This window comes from Conexibacter sp. JCM 18997, assembly GCF_055391915.1.
This window is the reverse complement of the sequence record NZ_AP043885.1, coordinates 4,360,211-4,376,798: the sequence shown is the minus strand read 5'-3', so window position 1 is coordinate 4,376,798 and position 16,588 is coordinate 4,360,211. Positions and strand designations below refer to the sequence as shown.

Sequence of the window (16,588 nt, the reverse complement as noted above, 5' to 3'; positions counted from 1 at the left end):
CATGTCGACCTCTGCTTCATCCCTGAAGATCCCGATGTGGACCCGGGGCGACCTGAACGCCTCGTTCGGCTTCGGCATCAACATGCTCGTCAACGTGCTGGTGCTGAGCGGCCTGATGCTCGGCGTCGTCCAGCTCGACGCGGGCAACGTCAACGGCGTCCTGCTGCCGGCGCTCGGCATCGAGCTGCTGGTCGGCAACCTCTTCTACTTCTACCTCGCTCGTCGACTGGCCCGCAAGGAGGGCCGCAGCGACGTCACCGCGATGCCCTACGGCCCGTCGGTGCCGCACATGTTCATCGTGACGCTGGTGATCATGCTGCCGATCTACCTGGCCACGAAGGACCCGATCGCGGCCTGGGAGGCGGGCCTCGCCTGGGCCTTCATCATCGGCGTGATCATCCTGATCGGCGCGTTCGTGGGGCCGTACATCCAGAAGTTCACCCCGCGTGCGGCGATGCTGGGCACCCTGGCCGGCATCTCGATCACGTTCGTCTCGATGCGCCCGGCGGCGCAGATGTTCGAGGCGCTGTGGATCGCGCTGCCGGTGTTCGCGCTGATCCTGATCGGCTTCGTGTCGGGCGTGAAGCTGCCCGGCAACCTGCCGCTCGGCCTCGTCGCGCTGATGCTGGGCACGGCGATCGGCTGGATCGGCGGCTACATGGACGGCGGCGCGATCGGCGACGCGGCCAAGGACATCGCCGTGGGCCTGCCCACGCTGAGCGTCGACCGCCTGGCCGACGGCCTGTCGGGGATCTCGCCGCTGCTGGCCACGGCGATCCCGTTGGGGATCTACAACTTCACCGAGGCGATGTCCAACGTGGAGAGCGCGGCCGCGGCGGGCGACAAGTACAACCTGCGCGCGGTGCTGCTGGCCGACGGCGTCGGCGCCATCGTCGGCGCGGGCCTGGGCTCGCCCTTCCCGCCGGCGGTGTACGTCGGTCACAAGGGCTGGAAGGAGGCCGGTGGACGCGTCAGCTACTCGCTGGCCGCGGGCGGCGTGATCGCGCTGCTGTGCTTCCTGGGGATGTTCCCGCTGCTGGCCTCGGTCCTGCCCATCCCGGCGATCGTCCCGGTCCTGCTGTTCATCGGCCTGGTGATCGGCGGCCAGGCGTTCGCGGCGGTGCCCAAGGCGTACTACGCCGCGGTGGTGCTGGCCATGATCCCGAACCTGGCCTCGTGGGGCGCGGGGCTGATCGAGAGCACGCTGTCGGCCGCCGGCACGTCGGTCGGCGAGGTCGGCGAGGCGGCGCTCGGGCAGGCCGGCGCGCTGCACCTGGGCCTGTCGACGCTGGGCAACGGCGCGGTGCTGGTGGGCATGCTCCTGGGCGCGATCGCGGTCTTCACGATCGACCGCAAGTTCCTGTGGGCGGCCGGCTACGCGCTGATCGGCGCGGCGCTGTCGTGCGTCGGGTTGATCCACGGCGCTGAGGTGCACTGGCCCGAGTACAACGACATCGCGCTGGCCTACGCGATGACCGCGGTGGTGTTCGCCGCCTTCCACTTCCTCGGCGTTCCCCGCCGCGAGGTGGACCTGACCGATCCGGTCGACGTGGCGGACGCGGCGTTGGAGCAGCACGACCGCTTCAACGAGTCCGAGGCGGCCGAGAAGGTGGCCAAGGAGCCCGTTCTGGCCTGACGCTTCGTCAGGGGTGACGAGTCATGCCGGCCGTCGCGCATACGCGGCGGCCGGTGTGCGTTCAGGCCTCGGCGTCGTCGTCGCTGAGCGACTGCACCACCGCACGGGCCACCTGCTCGCGCGAGCGGGCGCGCACCGCGCTGCCCAGCGCGGACTGCCACTGCTGCGCGGTGACCGAGCGCGGCTCCAGGCCGAGCTCGGAGAAGACGGCCAGCCGATCGACATGCGGAGCGATCTGCTCGGCCCGGCGGGTGGCGGCGGTGTGCTGCGCGCGCACCAGCGGGATGCGCCCGCCCTCGGCCGACATCGTCATCAGGTCCTCGGCGACCTGCGGCACGGCCCGGCGCGCGCACTTCTCCCACGGCGCGTCGGCGGCGGAGTCGACCACCACCTGGCGGACCACGCGCCAGCCGGCGTGATGGGACTGGCAGCGCTGGACGAGGAAGCGCGCGAGCGCGTCGGCCACGGTCTGGCCGCCCGCCTCGGAGCCGTGCAGATGCAGGTAGCGCAGCGCCTCGGCCACCCCGCGGCCGCGTTCGACGGCGCGGGCCAGCTCCTTGGGCGTCCGTCGGGGCTTGTGTCGTTCGGCGCTATCGATACCGCACATCCTAGGCTTGCCGCTCGGGACACATGCGCCGCAGGGCACAGGCGCGGCAGGCCGGGGTGCGCGCGTGGCAGGTGCGCCGGCCGTGGCGCAGCAGGTTGACGTGCAGCTCGAGCGCCTGGCCGGGTGGCGTCAGGCGCAGCATCTCGTCGTGCATCTGCTCGAAGCCCGCCTTCGGCGTGAACAGGTGCAGGCGCGTGCCCACGCGGGAGACGTGCGTGTCGACGGGGATGTCGTGCATGCCGAAGGCGAAGCACAGCACGCAGGCCGCGGTCTTGCGTCCGACGCCGGGCAGCGCGACGAGCTCGGCCTGCGCCTCGGGCACGGTCAGCGCCGCCAGGTGATCGAGCGACAGCGGCTCCCCGATGGCCATCAGGATGTCCTGGATGCGCCGCGACTTGACCTTGGAGATGCCGCCCGGGCGGATCGCCTCCTCGACCTCGGCGTTGGGCGCGTCGCGCACCGTCGCCCAGCCGTCGAAGCGCTCGGTCAGGCGCAGGTAGGCGACGTCGCGGTTGCGGTCGTTGGTCGACTGCGACAGGACGGTCAGGACCAGCTCGTCCAGCGGCCGGTGATGCGGCGGCGCGATCGGCCGGCCGTAGACGGTGCGCAGCCGGTCGCGGATCGACCGCACCCGCCGCGGCGTCGCGCTCACGTGGCGCCCCAGCGTCCGACCGTGCGGGCCGCCTCGGCGACCGCGTCGCGCAGGCCGGCCACCAGCGCCGACGGGTAGAAGTCGGTGCGGGCCAGGTGGGCCACGAGCACGCCGGTGAGCGTGTCGCCCGCGCCGGTGGCGTCGACCACGGTGGCCGGCACGCCGGGGACGTTGGCCTTCACCTCGCCGCGCAGGATCGCGCCCCGGTCGCCCAGCGTGATGACGACGTTGCGCACGCCGCCGGCCAGCAGTCCGGCGGCGGCCGCCTCGGGATCGCTCTCGCCCGACAGCTGCTGGGCCTCGTCGCCGTTGCACTTGAGCAGGAACAGCCCGGGCAGGCAGCCGCGGGCCAGCGTGATCGCCCGCCCGGGATTGGACCAGCGCTGCAGGCGCAGGTTGGGGTCGAACACGAGCGGCTTGCCGTGCTCGAGCATCTGCGCGCGCACGTCCATCGTCGCCTCGCGCTCGCGCTCGTCCAGCAGCGTGTTGGAGGAGAACACGAGCGCCCCGCAGGCCTGCGCGGCGGCGCCCAGCCGCGGCGCCAGCCGGGCGATCGCCTGGGCGGCCGAGTCGCCGTAGAAGCGGAAGCTCGGCTGGCCGTCGCCATCGACGGTCACGAAGGCGATCGTCGTGGCGGCCTCCTCGACCAGCGTGAACCACTCCAGCCCGACGCCCTCGTCGGCCAGGCGGTCACGCAGCCAGGTGCCCCAGTCGTCGTCGCCCGCGCCGGAGGCCAGCTCGACCTGCGCGCCGCGCCGGGCGGCCACGACCGCGACGTTGGCCGGCGAGCCGCCGAAGTGCGGCACGAACGCGTCGGCCTCGGCCGGCCGCGACACCGGCCGGTGACAGATCAGATCGACGAGGGTCTCGCCGAGGCAGAGCACGCGCACGGGCGCAACGCTATCGTCGCGTCGGCTCATGACCGACCTGGCCGAGCACACCGCCGAGCTCGACGACCAGCCCGTCTTCTGGCGCTCCGCGCCGACCGTCGACGGTGGGCCGCCGATCCTGTATCTGCACGGCGTCCCCACCAACGCCGACATCTGGACGCCGTTCCTGCACGCGACCGGCGGCATCGCGGTCGACCTGCCCGGCTTCGGGCGCTCGGGCAAGCGCGGCGACCTCGACTTCAGCGTCCCCGGCTTCGCGCACTTCATCGAGCGCTTCCTGGAGCTGCTGGAGGTCGACGAGGTGCGCCTCGTGGCCGAGGACTGGGGCGTCGGCGCCGGCCTGGGCTGGGCGATGCGCCGTCCCACGCGGGTGACGAAGCTCGTGCTGATCAGCGGCGTGCCGCTGCTGGCCGGCTATCGCTGGCACCGCTGGGCGCGGGCCTGGCGGACGCCGTTCGTGGGCGAGATGGCGATGGGCCTGGCCATCAAGCCCGTGCTGCGGCGCGCCGTGCCGCGCGAGCTGGTCGACACGATCGCCGAGTACCTCGACCAGGGCACGCAGCGGGCGATCCTCAAGCTCTACCGCTGGGCCGATCCCGACGTGCTGGCCGCCGCCGGCGCGCACCTGGGCGACATCGAGGCGCCGGCGCTGATCGTCTGGGGCGAGGACGATCCCTACATCCCCGTGCGCTTCGCCCACGGGTACGCGGCGGTGCTGGGCGGCGAGGCGACGGTCGACATCCGCCCGGGTGTCGGGCACTGGCCGTGGCTGCGCGACCCGAGCGTGATCGATCGGGTCGGCGGCTTCCTGCTGGGCTGAGGCCGGTCCTCAGATGAGGCCGGGCCGGCCGAAGCCGGCCAGCACCGCGCGATGGCGCGGCGGGAGCGTCGCGTAGACGCAGCCGTGATCGTCCAGGCGGGTCCAGTGGCCCAGCCCGGTCAGGCGGAAGAGCGAGCGCACCGGCGCGGAGGGCGCGCGCAGCACGAGGTCGCAGCGCTCGCGCACGGCGCGGCGGGCGGCGTCGACGATCACGCGCAGGCCGGCGACATCGAGCAGCGACAGACGGGAGAGGTCCAGCACGAGCTCGTCGCCGTGGCGCTGGGCGTCGAGCAGGACGCGCGCCAGGGACAGCGCGGAGTCGCCGTCGAGCTGCCCTTCCAGGCGCAGGCATACCGCGCCGTCGGTGGGCGGGGCGGGGCAGACGCGCAGACGCGCTGCCACCAGCTCCACGGTCTCGGATGAACGCACTTCCTGTCCCTCTCTGATCGTGCTGCTCTGGCGCTCCCCGCCTGATCGGCAGCGTACCCGCGACGTCAAGCTTCCTGACATGTGCCCGGTTGCGCCCGGGATATGCGCCATCGGCCGGACTCGCCCACGCGGATCGGGCCGTCGGGCGGCGCGGGCCCGGTCACGCGCACGTCGTCGGTGGCCAGCACCCAGGTCGAGCAGCCCGCCACCGGCGGGGCCAGCGGCGCGCACACCTGGGTGGCGCGCACGTCCAGCTCCCAGGCCAGCGCGCTGTGGAAGGCGATGTTCACGCACGGCGCCGCCGCCGCCAGCCGCTCGCGCCCGACCAGCGCCACGGCGTCGCGCAGCTCGTGCTGGGCGTCGACGCGCTCGGCCACCCGATCGACCTCGCCGACGGTCTGGCCGACGCGCCAGGCCACGGGCAGCACGACCAGGATCACCAGCGCCACGGCCCCGATCACCTCGTAGGGCCAGCTGACCAGCCGATGGACGCCGCGGACCAGCCGCACGAGGCCGATCGCGCCCAGCACGGACAGCAGCGCGACCCCCGGCATCTGGAAGCGCTCGATGTGCGGGTAGCCGAGCACCTGCAGCACGACCACCGTGACGATCCAGGCCAGGGCGCCGCCGAGCAGCAGCTGCACCTCGCGATCGTCGCGCACGTCGGCCAGCGTCGCGACCGCGGCGAACCACAGACCGGCGATCGGCAGCGTCGCGCCGATCGTGACCGCGCCCTCGTCGGTGGCCGCCCGCGCCCGCGACGAGCCGGCCAGCGGATCGCCCGCGCCCAGCCACTCGCCGCCGAACCACAGGACGATCACGCCCAGGCCGGCCGCCACCACCCACGGACGCAGGCGCGGCGCGGCGCGCCAGGCCCACACGCCGGCGACCAGCAGCATCGGCCACGCCTCCGGTCGGATCAGCGCGGCGGCGAGGAGCGCGATCAGCGTCCAGCCGATGCGCCGGTCCAGGGCGGCCAGCACCGCGCCCAGCAGCGCGGCGACGACGACCGGCTCGGAGTAGCCCTCGGCCACGTAGCGCAGCCAGCCCGACAGGCACACGATGCCGACCACCGCGATCGCGCCGCCCCAGCGCCCCGCACCCCGCCGGCCCAGCTGCCAGGCCAGCACCAGCGAGCCGAGCGCCGCGGCGCGTTCGACCGCCAGCCAGGCCGCGCCGGGCGCGCCGCCGACCAGGGCGACCGGCAGGCCGACCAGCGACGGCAGCGGCTTCCAGGCGGTCATGCCCATCGTGTCCAGCGTTCCGTGCGCCAGCTGGCGCGACCAGATCGCCCACGACCAGGCGTCGTAGATCAGCGCGAACGGGGCCAGCAGCGACAGCAGGCCGACGGCAAGGCAGAGCGCGGCGACCGTCCATCCGGCGCCGACGCGGCGGCGACGGGGGGCCACGACTCCCATAGGGTCAATGCTATGCGCCGGGCCTGGGTCATCAGCGTCTTGATCGCGGCGGCCGCCGGCGTGATCTACCTGCTGTGGGCGCCGATGGGCGCCGACCTCCCGGCCGCCGAGTTCCGCAGCGAGCTGTTCGAGCGGGCCGGGTTCACCTTCGTCGACAACGCCTGGTACGGCAGCCACAACCTGCCCGCCTACTCGGTGATCGCGCCGCCGCTGGGCGCGTGGATCGGCGTGCGGATGAGCGCGACGATCGCCATCGTCATCGCCGCCGGCCTGTTCCCGCTGCTGCTGGAGCGGATGCTCCCGCGGCGCACCACCTGGCCGGCCTCGATCCTGTTCGCGCTGTCGGTGTCGGCCACGCTCTTCACCGACCGCATCGCGTTCAACATCGGGCTGCCGATCGGGCTCGCGGCGCTGCTGGCCGCCGCCTACGACCGCAGGGCGCTGGCCATCCTCTTCGCGGTGCTGACGCCGCTGGCCAGCCCGGTCGCCGGCGCCTTCCTGGCCCTGACCGGCACCTCCTGGACGGTCGCCTCGCGGCGCCCCTTCGGCCTCCTGCTGGCCGTGGCCGCGGTCGCGCCGGTGGCGGTCCTCAACCTGCTGTTCCCGGAGGGCGGCGTGTTCCCGATGTCGCCCTGGGTGCTGTGGCCGTCGCTGGTCGCCCTGGCCTGCGTGTTCGCCGCCGCCGACCGCGAGCTGCCCGTGCTGCGCGTCGGCGCCGTCCTCTACGCCGCCGCCGTGATCTTCTGCTTCTTCGTCCCCAACGCGGCGGGGGCGAACGTCGCGCGCCTGATCACCCTGGTGGCCGCGCCGCTGCTGGCGCTCGAGCTGTGGGACCGCGGCCGGCTGCGCTGGCTGCTGGTGCCCGTGCTGGTGGTGTCGCTGTACTGGTCGGCCTCGGCGTCGATCAAGGCCATGCGCCAGGCCAACGACGACCCGACCCAGGCCGCCGACTACTTCGCCTCGCTGAACACCGAGCTGGAGCGGCTGGAGCGGCGCGACGGCCACCCGGTCCGGGTGGAGATCCCGTTCACGCGCCTGCATTGGGAGGCGGCGCGCGTGGCCGACCACGTCTCGATCGCCCGCGGGTGGCTGCGCCAGCTGGACCGCTCGCGCAACGCGCTGTTCTACGAGAAGCCGCTGCGCGCCGAGCGCTACGTGCGCTGGCTGCGCAACAACGCCGTCTCCTACGTGGCTCTGCCCTCGCCCGACGTGCCGCTGGACTTCTCCGCGCGTGAGGAGGCCGCGCTGATCCGGGCCGGGCTGCCGCAGCTGCGGGAGGTGTGGCGCGACCCGCGCTGGATCGTCTACCGCGTCGACGGCGCCCGCCCGCTGGGCGTGACCGCGATCGGCCCCGACTGGTTCGAGGTGCGCCCGGGCCGCGACCGGCTGGTCGACACGCGCATCCGCTTCAGCCCGCACTGGGCGGTGATCGACGGCTCGGGCTGCGTGTCGGCCGACCGCGACGGCTTCACGCGCGTGCGGGCCACCCGCGGGGGCAACCGCCCGATCCGGGTCGGCGTGCAGATCGCCCTGGGCCGCGCGCTGTTCAGCAAGGGCGACGAGCGCTGCACGGGGTAACCGCCTCGTAACGACCTGCGCGCCGTGGCTCGCGACGCTGCGGCGACGTGGGCCGCGCGCACCCGTTCCTTCGTTCGCCGGCCATCGCCGTCGCGCTGCTGGCCGGCGTCGCCTGGCTGGTCTTCGCGCCGCCCACCCCCGACCTGGCCGCGCAGGTCTACCGGGCCGGCCTGTTCGACCAGACGGGCTACGCGATCTGGGACGGCCAGTGGTACGGCGGCCACCACATGCCGGGCTACTCGCTGCTGTTCCCGCCGCTGGGCGCGCTGCTCGGCGTGCGGGTGGTAGGGCTCGCCGCGGCGATCGCCTCGGCGTTCCTGTTCGAGCAGCTGACCCGCGCGCACTTCGGGCCCAGCGCTCGCGCGGGCGCGCTGTGGCTGGCCGCGGCCACGACCTGCGACCTGCTGATCGGGCGGCTGACCTTCGGCCTGGGCGTCGCCGTCGGCCTCGGGGCGCTGCTGGCGCTGCAGCGCGATCGCCCACGCCTGGCCACCGCGCTGGCCCTGGCCTGCGCCGCCGCCAGCCCGGTCGCGGGCCTGTTCCTGGCGCTGGCCGGGATCGCGCTGTGGCTGGCCAGCGGCGCGCGGCGCGGCCTCCTGCTGGCCGGCCCGGCGCTCGGCCTGATCGTGGCGCTGGCGCTGGCCTTCCCCGAGGGCGGGCGCCAGCCGTTCGGGGTGCTGGAGGCGTCGTTCGTGCTGATCAGCGCAGCCGCGGTGTGGTTCGCGCTGCCGCCGGGCGAGCGCGTGCTGCGCCTGGGCGCGCTGCTGTACGCCGTCGCCACCGTGGCGGCCTACCTGCTCCCCACGCCGATGGGCTCCAACGCCGCCCGTCTGGGCGCGACCTTCGCCGGGCCGCTGGTCGTGTGCGCGGTCGGGCGGCGCGCGCTGCGCTGGCCGCTGGTCGGCGTGCTCGCCGCGCTGGCCGCCTGGCAGTGGTGGCCGCCCGTGCGCGAGGTGGTCAAGGGCGCCGGCGACCCGTCGACCGCCGCGGCCTACTACCAGCCGCTGATCGGGTTCCTGCGCAGCCAGGGCGACGCGCCGATGCGCATCGAGGTGCCGTTCACCCGCATGCACTGGGAGGCCGTGCACCTCGCGCGCCACTATCCGTTGGCCCGCGGCTGGGAGACCCAGCTGGACGCGAAGTTCGGCAAGCTGTTCTACGAGGGCACGGCGGTGCTGGATCCCGAGCGCTACCGCCAGTGGCTGAGCCGCAACGGGGTGCGCTTCGTGGCGCTGCCCGACGCGCCGTTGGACCCGACGGCCGAGGCCGAGGCGCGGCTGATCGAGTCGGCCCCGCCCTACCTGCGCCCGGTCTGGCACGACGCCCACTGGCGCGTGTACGCGGTCCGCCGGCCCACCGGGCTGACCGACGGCCCCGGCCGCCTGATCGCGCTCGACTCGGGGGCGTTCACGCTGCGCGCCACCGGACCCGGCACGATCCTCGTGCGCGTGCGCCACACGCCCTACTGGGACGTCGTCTCCGGGAGCGGCTGCGTGGCCGCCACCGCCGACGGCGCCTGGACGGCGGTCACCGTCACGCGGCCCGAGACGGTGCGCGTCGCCGCGCGCCTGACGCTCCCCAAGCAGGAGCGTTGCGCGGCGGCCGGGTGAAAAGACGGTGTACGGCTAGCCGTACGAGTGGCGGAATAACCGCCGGGTAACATCCCGAGGCCATGGTCTCGGGGTTGCGAACGTTCTCAGCACGCATTGCGCCCCACGGACCGCTGGACCTGCTGCGTCAGATCGCGGTCTTCGCGTTCCTGTACTACCTGTACCGGCTGACGCGCGGCGCCGTCGACGGGCGGGCCACGCTCGCCTTCGAGAACGCCCGCTCGGTGATCAGCGTCGAGCGCACGCTGCACATCTTCATCGAGCCCAGCGTCCAGCAGTGGGCCTCGGGCTGGAGCTTCGTGACCGACGCCGCCAGCTGGGCGTACATCAACGCGCAGACCTCCGTGACGCTCGGCGGCCTGGTGTTCCTGTACCTGTTCCGCAACTCGTCCTTCTACTTCGTGCGCAACATGTTCGGCATCGCCTTCCTGGTGGCGATCATCGGCTACGTGCTGGTGCCGACCGCGCCGCCGCGCTTCCTGCCGGAGTGGGGCTTCGAGGACACGCTGTCGCAGTACACCGGCATCTCGCAGGACAACGTCACGGTCAACGCGCTGTTCAACCCGTACGCGGCGATCCCGTCGATGCACGTCGCGTTCGCGCTGATGATCGGCTGGCCGCTGGCCAAGCTCGTCAAGTTCAAGCCGCTGAAGGTCTTCTGGGCGATCTACCCGTTCATCGTGACGTTCGTGATCGTCGTGACGGCCAACCACTTCCTGGCCGACGCCTTCCTGGGCGCCTGCACGGCGGGGGTCGGCGCGCTGGCCGCCCGCGCGATGGCCCGGGCCCGGCCGGAGGCGTGGCGCTTCCTGCCCCAGCAGGCCGAAGCGACCGCGTAGGACGCGGCGCAGCGGCGCTCACTAGCCTCCGCAGTCATGAACGAGGAACGCCAGCCCGCGCGTGAGCGGTTCGTCGCGCGCTCGGCCGAGAGCCGCGAGGTGGTTCGGACGCGCCTGATCGAGTCGCGTCTGACCCCCAACGCGATCTCGCTGACCGGGCTGGTGGGCAACGTCATCGCCGCCGTCCTGGTGCTCGAGCACTACTTCTTCCTGGCCGGCATCGCGTTCATCCTCGGCTCCGTCTGCGACACGCTCGACGGCCGCTACTCGCGGATGAGCGGCAAGGGCTCCCCGTTCGGCGCCTTCCTGGACTCGACGCTGGACCGCGCCGAGGAGGGCATCGTGCTCGCCGCGATCTGCGTGGTGTTCGCCGAGGAGGGCAAGCAGTGGGCGGCCGGCGCGGTGGTCATCGCGGTGCTCGCCTCGCTGATGGTCAGCTACACCCGCGCCCGCGCCGAGTCGCTGGGCGTCGAGAACAAGGGCGGCATCGCCACCCGCGCGGTCCGTGTCGTGATCCTCTCGATCGGCCTGATCTTCGCGCGCGGCGCGTCGATCGGCGACTTCGAGCTGCTCGAGCCGGCGGTCTACGTGCTCGCCGCGCTCTCTATCTTCACCGTCTTCCAGCGCATCTTCCACGTGCGCTCCGTACTGAATGCACCACCCGCACCGCCCGAGCCGTAACAGGACACGGGATCCGGGTTATCAACAGGCAGAGAACTTCGTTCGGCCCCTAGGAGGGTTTCCATCTTGAGCAGCACCAACGGCGCGAGCCGCTATCAGAGCGAAAAGGTCCGCGTCGCGATCATCGGCGTCGGCAACTGCGCTTCCGCCTTCGTCCAGGGCGTGCACTACTACAAGAACGCCAATCCTGACGAGCGCGTCCCCGGCCTCATGCACGTGGAGCTCGGTGGATACCACGTCAAGGACATCGAGTTCACGTGCGCGTTCGACATCAACGCCACGAAGGTCGGCAAGGACCTCGGCGAGGCCATCTGGGCCGACCCGAACAACACGATCAAGTTCTGCGACGACGTTCCCACGAACCTCGGCGCGAAGGTCTACCGCGGCATGACCCACGACGGTCTTGGCCGGTACCTCAAGGAGAAGATCACCAAGGCTGACGGGCCGACCGATGACATCGTGCAGATCCTCAAGGACACGCACACCGACATCGTCGTCTCCTACCTGCCGGTCGGCTCCGAAGAGGCGACCAAGTGGTACGTCGAGAAGGTCATCGAGGCCGGCTGCGGGTTCGTCAACTGCATCCCGACCTTCATCGCCTCGTCGGACTACTGGAACGACCGCTTCGTCAAGGCGGGCCTGCCGATCGTCGGCGACGACATCAAGTCGCAGGTCGGCGCGACCATCACGCACCGCGCGCTGGCGCGTCTGTTCCACGACCGTGGCGTGAAGATGCTGCACACGTCGCAGCTGAACGTCGGCGGCAACATGGACTTCTACAACATGCTCGAGCGCGATCGCCTCGAGTCCAAGAAGATCTCCAAGACGCAGGCGGTCACGTCGATCATGGGCCACACGCTGCCCAAGGACGACGTCTACATCGGGCCGTCGGACTACGTGCCGTGGCTGACGGACCGCAAGTGGGCGCACATCCGCGTCGAGGGTCAGGCCTTCGGCGACGTGCCGCTCAACGTCGAGATGAAGCTCGAGGTGTGGGACTCCCCCAACTCGGCCGGCATCGTCACCGACGCCGTGCGCTTCTGCAAGCTGGCCATGAACCACGGCATCGCCGGCCAGCTCGACGGCCCCAGCTCGTACCTCATGAAGTCCCCGCACAACCAGCGTCCCGATGACGAGGCGCGCACGATGAGCGAGGAGTTCGCCGAGACGTACAAGGGCGTCCCGGGCACCAAGCCCGTCGCCGCGCCGGTCGCCGAGACCGCGCCGCAGAACTAAGCCACCAGCACCGCCGTCGCGCGGGCCCAGCGCAGCAGCCGCTGCGCGACGAGGCCCGTCGCGGCGGCGAGCTGCGACGAGGCGACGCGCTGGACGCCGGTGCATCGTTCTGAGACGTTTGACCGCATGCGTTCCACCATGCGCGCGCGGATCGCCGTCACCGGGCTGACCGCGACCACCCTCCTCGCCGGCGCCGCGATCGCCGAGGCCATCGACACCCCGCCCAGCCGAACGGTCCCCGCCGGCGCCCCCTCGCCGGTGACGTTCAAGAAGACCCTCCTCGGCGCCGGCCTGAAGCAGGGCCAGAAGCTCCCGGCCACAGCCACGGTGCGCAAGCAGTTCTTCGCCCGGTGGCAGGACGGCGACGAGTCCGCCATCAACACCACCGCGCCCAAGGGCCAGGCCCAGGTCGCGGTGACCGGCCAGATCATCACGATCAAGGGCAAGGTCTTCCGGACGTTCTACGGCACCACCGGCCCCGGCATCCTGACCATCGAGGGGCAGTTCACCCCGACGACCGGGGCCCACCCCGGGATCGGCGATGCGGGAGCGCTCACCGAGTTCCCCTCCTCGCTGAAGCCGCCCGCGGGCTCGTCGTACGTCGTCTGGACGCTCTTCCGGGCCGGCGCTGACCCCAACTCCGGGGAATAGCCCACACCGGCGTGTTCCCCTAACCTCAGGGCAGTCGTGGCGCCGCTGACCATCGCCCAGATCACTCCCTACGCGTGGGAGTCCGGACACGAGGTCAACCGCTTCGTGGCCCGCGTCTCCGAGCAGCTGGCCCAGCGCGGCCACCGGGTGCTGATCGTCGCGCCGTCCGACGACCACGCCGCCGTCCGCGAGGGCCGCGCCCGCGTCCGCGCCGCGCGCCAGAACCCGGACGCGCTGTTCACCGCCCCGAGCGCCGAGGGCGGGCCCAGCCTGCTGATCGTCGGCGAGGCGCTGGCCGCGGGCGCCCGCCGGGCCGCGCTGCCGCTCGACGTGTCGCGCACGATCGACGAGCTGCACGCGCACGTGACGCTGGACATCTGCCACGTTCACGACCCGTTCGCGCCCACCGTGGCCAGCGCCGCCCTGCGCGCGTCACGGGCGCTGAACGTCGGCACCTTCCACCTGCCCACCGAGGGGATCCTGTCCACGCAGGTGGCCCGCAAGCTCGTCGAGCGCATCTTCGGCCGCCTGGACGAGCGCACGACGCCGTTCCTGGCCACCGCCGCGCTGATGGAGCGCTGGTTCCCGGGCACCTATCGCGTGATCCCGCCCGGCGCGATGGCGATCGAGCGCGAGGCGCGCGCGGACGACGCGCCGCTGCGCATCGCCTTCGTCGACCGCGAGGAGCGTCCCGCGCTGCGCGCGTTCCTGCGCGGCCTGCGCGAGGTCCCGCTCGAGCTCCCGTGGGAGGCCACCGTCCTGACCACGCGCGGCGCGTCCTCGTCGACGCCGCTGCGCAACGCGGTGCGCGACCGCCTGCGCTTCGTCACGCCGGAGGAGGTCGACGAGCGCGCGCTGCTGGCCGGTGCCGACATCGTCGTCGCCGCCTCCGACGGCGCCGCGCCGAACCCGGGCATCCTGCTGCGCGCTCGCGCGGCGGGCACGATCCCCGTGGCCAGCCGCCTGGCGGTCTACGAGGAGGTGCTCGGACAGGGCGAGGCCGGGCTGCTGTTCGAGCCCCACGACATCGAAACGCTCACCGCCCAGCTGACGCGGGTGCTGTCGGACGCGGCGCTGCGCAGCCGGCTGGCCGCCGCCCCGCCCCCGCGCACGCCGGACGCCGTGACCGACGAGGTCGAGGACGTCTACGCGCGGGTGATCGCCCGCCGCCACGACGGCCGCGGCAACCCGGGCCTGCGCGACAAGCTGCGCCAGCGCCGGCTGATCGACGTCGACCTGCACATGCACACCGACCACTCGGGCGACTGCGCCACGCCGGTCGAGGTGCTGCTGGACACCGCGCGCCGCCAGGGCCTGGGCGCGATCGCGGTGACCGACCACAACGAGATCTCCGGTGCGCTGGAGGCGCGCGAGAAGGCGGCCGAGTTCGGCGTCAAGGTGATCGTCGGCGAGGAGGTGATGACCGCCACCCAGGGCGAGGTCATCGGCCTGTTCATCGAGGAGAAGATCCCGCGGGGCATGACGCTGCAGGAGACCGTGGCCGAGATCAAGCGCCAGGGCGGGCTCGTCTACGTGCCCCATCCGTTCGACCGCATGCACGCGGTGCCCGACTACGAGCACCTGCTGGCCATCGTCGACGACGTCGACGCGCTCGAGGTGTTCAACCCGCGCGTGGCCATCGGCGCGTTCAACGAGGAGGCCGAGCGGTTCGCGGCCAAGTACCGGATGGTGGCCGGCGCGGGCAGCGACTCGCACGTGGCCCAGGGACTCGGCTCGGTGCGCATCCGGATGCGCGACTTCGACGGGCCGCACGAGTTCCTGGAGTCCCTGCGCGACGCCGACATCGTGCGCAAGCCCACGTCGCTGCTCTACGTCCAGGCGCTGAAGTTCCTGGAGACCAAGGCCACCCCGGCCGGCGCGCGCGCCGCGCGCAAGGCGCGCCGGGTCAAGCGGGCGACGCGCAAGTCGTGATGCAGGCGCAGGGACCCCAGGGCGATCCGGTGAATTCCTCCCGCGACGCCATGCGGGCCACTGACGATGAGATCGCCGAGAAGTACCTGGAGCGCGCCATTCGCGAGCTCAACTCGCTGACGCGAGAGCTCCAGGCCTGTCCCCACTGCCCTCGCGGGAACCTGATGCCGGTGCTCGGCTCCGGGCACCCCCAGGCCGACGTGATGCTGCTCAAGCAGACGCCGACCGCCGCCGAGGTCGAGGAAGGCGTCGCCTTCTACGGCCGCGCCGGCACGGCGCTGATGAAGTCGCTCAAGCGCCTGGACATCGATCCGCTGGCCGTCTACGGCACCGTCTGCGTGAAGTGCCCCGTCGGCGACCCCGCGCTGGCCGAGCCCGGCTGCATCGCGCGCATCGTCGAGGAGTTCGCGATCGTGCAGCCGAAGATCGTCGTCGTGATGGGCTCCGACGCGCTGGCCACGCTCAACGACGTCGGGATCCCCCTGGGTCGCCAGCTGGAGCCGGCGCTCGGCGTCGTGCAGCCCTTCACCCCGTCGGTCGAGGCGCTCTACGTGCCGCTGATCGACGACGCGCTGGACGAGGAGGACGCCAAGCGCGCCTTCTGGCGGTCGTTCCGGGTGCTCGGCGACTGGTACGCCGACCTGCCCCCGTATTAGCCGCTGAGCAGCACGACCTTGCCGACCTTGCCGGAGGTCGCGAAGGCGTCGTAGGCCGCTTCGGCCTGGTCCAGCGGGAACGTCTGGGCCAGCGGGACGTGGATCGTGCCCGCGGCCAGCGCCGGCAGCAGCTCCCGCTCGACGGCGCGGGCGGTGGCCGCCTTCTCCTCCAGCGGACGCGGCCGCAGCGTCGAGCCGCGCAGCGTCGCGCGCTTGCCCATCAGCGCCAGCAGGTTGACCTCGGACTGGAAGCCGCCGCCGACGCCGATCACCACGATCCGCCCCCAGGTCTCCAGCGCCTTGAGGTCACCGGCGATGTTCGGCGCGCCGATCAGCTCGAGGATCACGTCGAACGGGCCCGCGTCCGCGAAGCCCTCGGGATCGATCACCCGGTCGGCGCCGAGCGCGGCGACCTGGTCGCGGGAGGCCGCCGTGCGCACGGTGGCGGTCACGCGCGCGCCGGTCAGCGCGCCGATCTGCACCGCCGCGGTCCCGACGCCGCCGGCCGCGCCGTGCACCAGCAGCCGCTCGCCGGGGCGCAGGCCGCACTGGCTGACGATCGCGTCGTGCGCGGTGGTGAAGACCTCGGGGAAGCCGCCCGCGGCGGCCCAGTCGATCGCGTCGGGCACGGGCATCAGCTGGCGCTCGTGGACGGCGATCAGCTCGGCCTGCCCGCCGCCGCCGGCGATGCCCATCACGCGGTCGCCATCGGCGAAGCGCAGCGCGCCCGGGCCGACCTGCACGACCTCGCCGGCGAACTCCAGCCCCGGGATGTCGGGCGGCGAGCCCGGAGGCGCGGGGTAGGCGCCCTTGCGCTGCATCATGTCGGCGCCGTTGAGGCCCGCCGCGCGCACGCGCACCAGGACCTCGCCCCCGCCCGGCTGTGGGTCGGGGTGCTCGGCGATCTCCAGCACCCCGCCGTCTCGGATCGTCACGGCTCGCATGGCGCCCGA

The 16,588-nt window shown here is 72.8% G+C and carries 17 protein-coding genes; 10 read left to right on the top strand and 7 right to left on the bottom strand.

Annotated features, from left to right (window positions below; translation table 11 throughout):
- Nucleotide 1: 1 nt before the first annotated feature.
- Entirely contained in the window at nucleotides 2-1,636 is a 1,635-nt protein-coding gene (locus ACZ5UI_RS22050) for a SulP family inorganic anion transporter (RefSeq protein ID WP_464191078.1), read from the top strand.
- Nucleotides 1,637-1,697: 61 nt separating this feature from the next.
- Here the strand turns inward: ACZ5UI_RS22050 and ACZ5UI_RS22045 are convergent, their stop codons facing one another.
- From ACZ5UI_RS22045 to ACZ5UI_RS22035, 3 genes are read right to left on the bottom strand one after another with little or no spacing between them, the layout of a single operon-like run.
- Nucleotides 1,698-2,243, bottom strand: coding sequence for a hypothetical protein (locus ACZ5UI_RS22045; protein ID WP_464191076.1), 546 nt, complete (start codon nucleotides 2,241-2,243; stop codon nucleotides 1,698-1,700).
- A gap of 1 nt (nucleotide 2,244) precedes the next feature.
- On the bottom strand, nucleotides 2,245-2,895 hold the full coding sequence (locus ACZ5UI_RS22040) for an endonuclease III domain-containing protein (RefSeq protein ID WP_464191074.1): 651 nt from the start codon (nucleotides 2,893-2,895) through the stop codon (nucleotides 2,245-2,247).
- Nucleotides 2,892-3,785 (bottom strand): carbohydrate kinase family protein, encoded by an 894-nt coding sequence (locus ACZ5UI_RS22035; protein ID WP_464191071.1) that lies wholly within the window; start codon nucleotides 3,783-3,785, stop codon nucleotides 2,892-2,894. Before ACZ5UI_RS22035 ends, ACZ5UI_RS22040 begins: the two co-directional genes overlap by 4 nt.
- 28 nt (nucleotides 3,786-3,813) lie before the next feature.
- Between ACZ5UI_RS22035 and ACZ5UI_RS22030 the strand changes: the two genes are divergently transcribed.
- Nucleotides 3,814-4,605, top strand: coding sequence for an alpha/beta fold hydrolase (locus ACZ5UI_RS22030; protein ID WP_464191069.1), 792 nt, complete (start codon nucleotides 3,814-3,816; stop codon nucleotides 4,603-4,605).
- A 9-nt stretch (nucleotides 4,606-4,614) separates the two neighbouring features.
- Here the strand turns inward: ACZ5UI_RS22030 and ACZ5UI_RS22025 are convergent, their stop codons facing one another.
- Nucleotides 4,615-5,007: an STAS domain-containing protein gene (locus ACZ5UI_RS22025; RefSeq protein WP_464191067.1), complete on the bottom strand. Its 393-nt coding sequence runs from the start codon at nucleotides 5,005-5,007 to the stop codon at nucleotides 4,615-4,617.
- Nucleotides 5,008-5,099: 92 nt separating this feature from the next.
- Complete coding sequence (locus ACZ5UI_RS22020) at nucleotides 5,100-6,452, bottom strand: hypothetical protein (RefSeq protein ID WP_464191065.1); 1,353 nt, start codon at nucleotides 6,450-6,452, stop codon at nucleotides 5,100-5,102.
- 12 nt (nucleotides 6,453-6,464) lie between these two features.
- Here ACZ5UI_RS22020 and ACZ5UI_RS22015 point away from each other — a divergent pair, with 12 nt between their 5' ends.
- The 5 genes from ACZ5UI_RS22015 (at nucleotide 6,465) to ACZ5UI_RS21995 (ending at nucleotide 12,396) form a co-directional block, all read left to right on the top strand.
- Nucleotides 6,465-8,030, top strand: a complete 1,566-nt coding sequence (locus tag ACZ5UI_RS22015) for a hypothetical protein (protein WP_464191063.1) — start codon at nucleotides 6,465-6,467, stop codon at nucleotides 8,028-8,030.
- Nucleotides 8,031-8,077: 47 nt separating this feature from the next.
- A complete protein-coding gene (locus ACZ5UI_RS22010; protein WP_464191061.1) occupies nucleotides 8,078-9,640 on the top strand; it encodes a hypothetical protein in 1,563 nt (520 codons plus the stop codon).
- Nucleotides 9,641-9,714: 74 nt separating this feature from the next.
- Entirely contained in the window at nucleotides 9,715-10,479 is a 765-nt protein-coding gene (locus ACZ5UI_RS22005; protein WP_464191059.1) for a phosphatase PAP2 family protein, read from the top strand.
- 36 nt (nucleotides 10,480-10,515) lie between these two features.
- A complete protein-coding gene (locus ACZ5UI_RS22000) occupies nucleotides 10,516-11,160 on the top strand; it encodes a CDP-alcohol phosphatidyltransferase family protein (protein ID WP_464191057.1) in 645 nt (214 codons plus the stop codon).
- A gap of 66 nt (nucleotides 11,161-11,226) precedes the next feature.
- Nucleotides 11,227-12,396 carry an inositol-3-phosphate synthase gene (locus ACZ5UI_RS21995; protein WP_464191055.1) on the top strand — a complete coding sequence of 390 codons (1,170 nt, stop codon included), beginning with the start codon at nucleotides 11,227-11,229 and terminating at the stop codon, nucleotides 12,394-12,396.
- Here the strand turns inward: ACZ5UI_RS21995 and ACZ5UI_RS21990 are convergent.
- On the bottom strand, nucleotides 12,393-12,524 hold the full coding sequence (locus ACZ5UI_RS21990) for a hypothetical protein (protein WP_464191053.1): 132 nt from the start codon (nucleotides 12,522-12,524) through the stop codon (nucleotides 12,393-12,395). The two genes, ACZ5UI_RS21995 and ACZ5UI_RS21990, sit on opposite strands and share 4 nt — an antisense overlap.
- Between ACZ5UI_RS21990 and ACZ5UI_RS21985 the strand changes: the two genes are divergently transcribed.
- Genes ACZ5UI_RS21985 through ACZ5UI_RS21975 form a run of 3 tightly spaced genes read left to right on the top strand, consistent with a single transcriptional unit; the run spans nucleotide 12,523 to nucleotide 15,635 of the window.
- Nucleotides 12,523-13,047, top strand: a complete 525-nt coding sequence (locus ACZ5UI_RS21985) for a hypothetical protein (protein ID WP_464191051.1) — start codon at nucleotides 12,523-12,525, stop codon at nucleotides 13,045-13,047. The genes ACZ5UI_RS21990 and ACZ5UI_RS21985 overlap by 2 nt on opposite strands.
- A gap of 36 nt (nucleotides 13,048-13,083) precedes the next feature.
- A complete protein-coding gene (locus tag ACZ5UI_RS21980; protein WP_464191049.1) occupies nucleotides 13,084-14,979 on the top strand; it encodes a PHP domain-containing protein in 1,896 nt (631 codons plus the stop codon).
- A gap of 50 nt (nucleotides 14,980-15,029) precedes the next feature.
- The gene (locus tag ACZ5UI_RS21975) at nucleotides 15,030-15,635 is read left to right on the top strand and encodes a uracil-DNA glycosylase family protein (protein WP_464191047.1); all 606 of its coding nucleotides are present in this window, start codon (nucleotides 15,030-15,032) and stop codon (nucleotides 15,633-15,635) included.
- Here the strand turns inward: ACZ5UI_RS21975 and ACZ5UI_RS21970 are convergent.
- The gene (locus ACZ5UI_RS21970) at nucleotides 15,632-16,579 is read right to left on the bottom strand and encodes an NAD(P)H-quinone oxidoreductase (RefSeq protein WP_464191045.1); all 948 of its coding nucleotides are present in this window, start codon (nucleotides 16,577-16,579) and stop codon (nucleotides 15,632-15,634) included. The genes ACZ5UI_RS21975 and ACZ5UI_RS21970 overlap by 4 nt on opposite strands.
- Nucleotides 16,580-16,588: the final 9 nt, after the last annotated feature.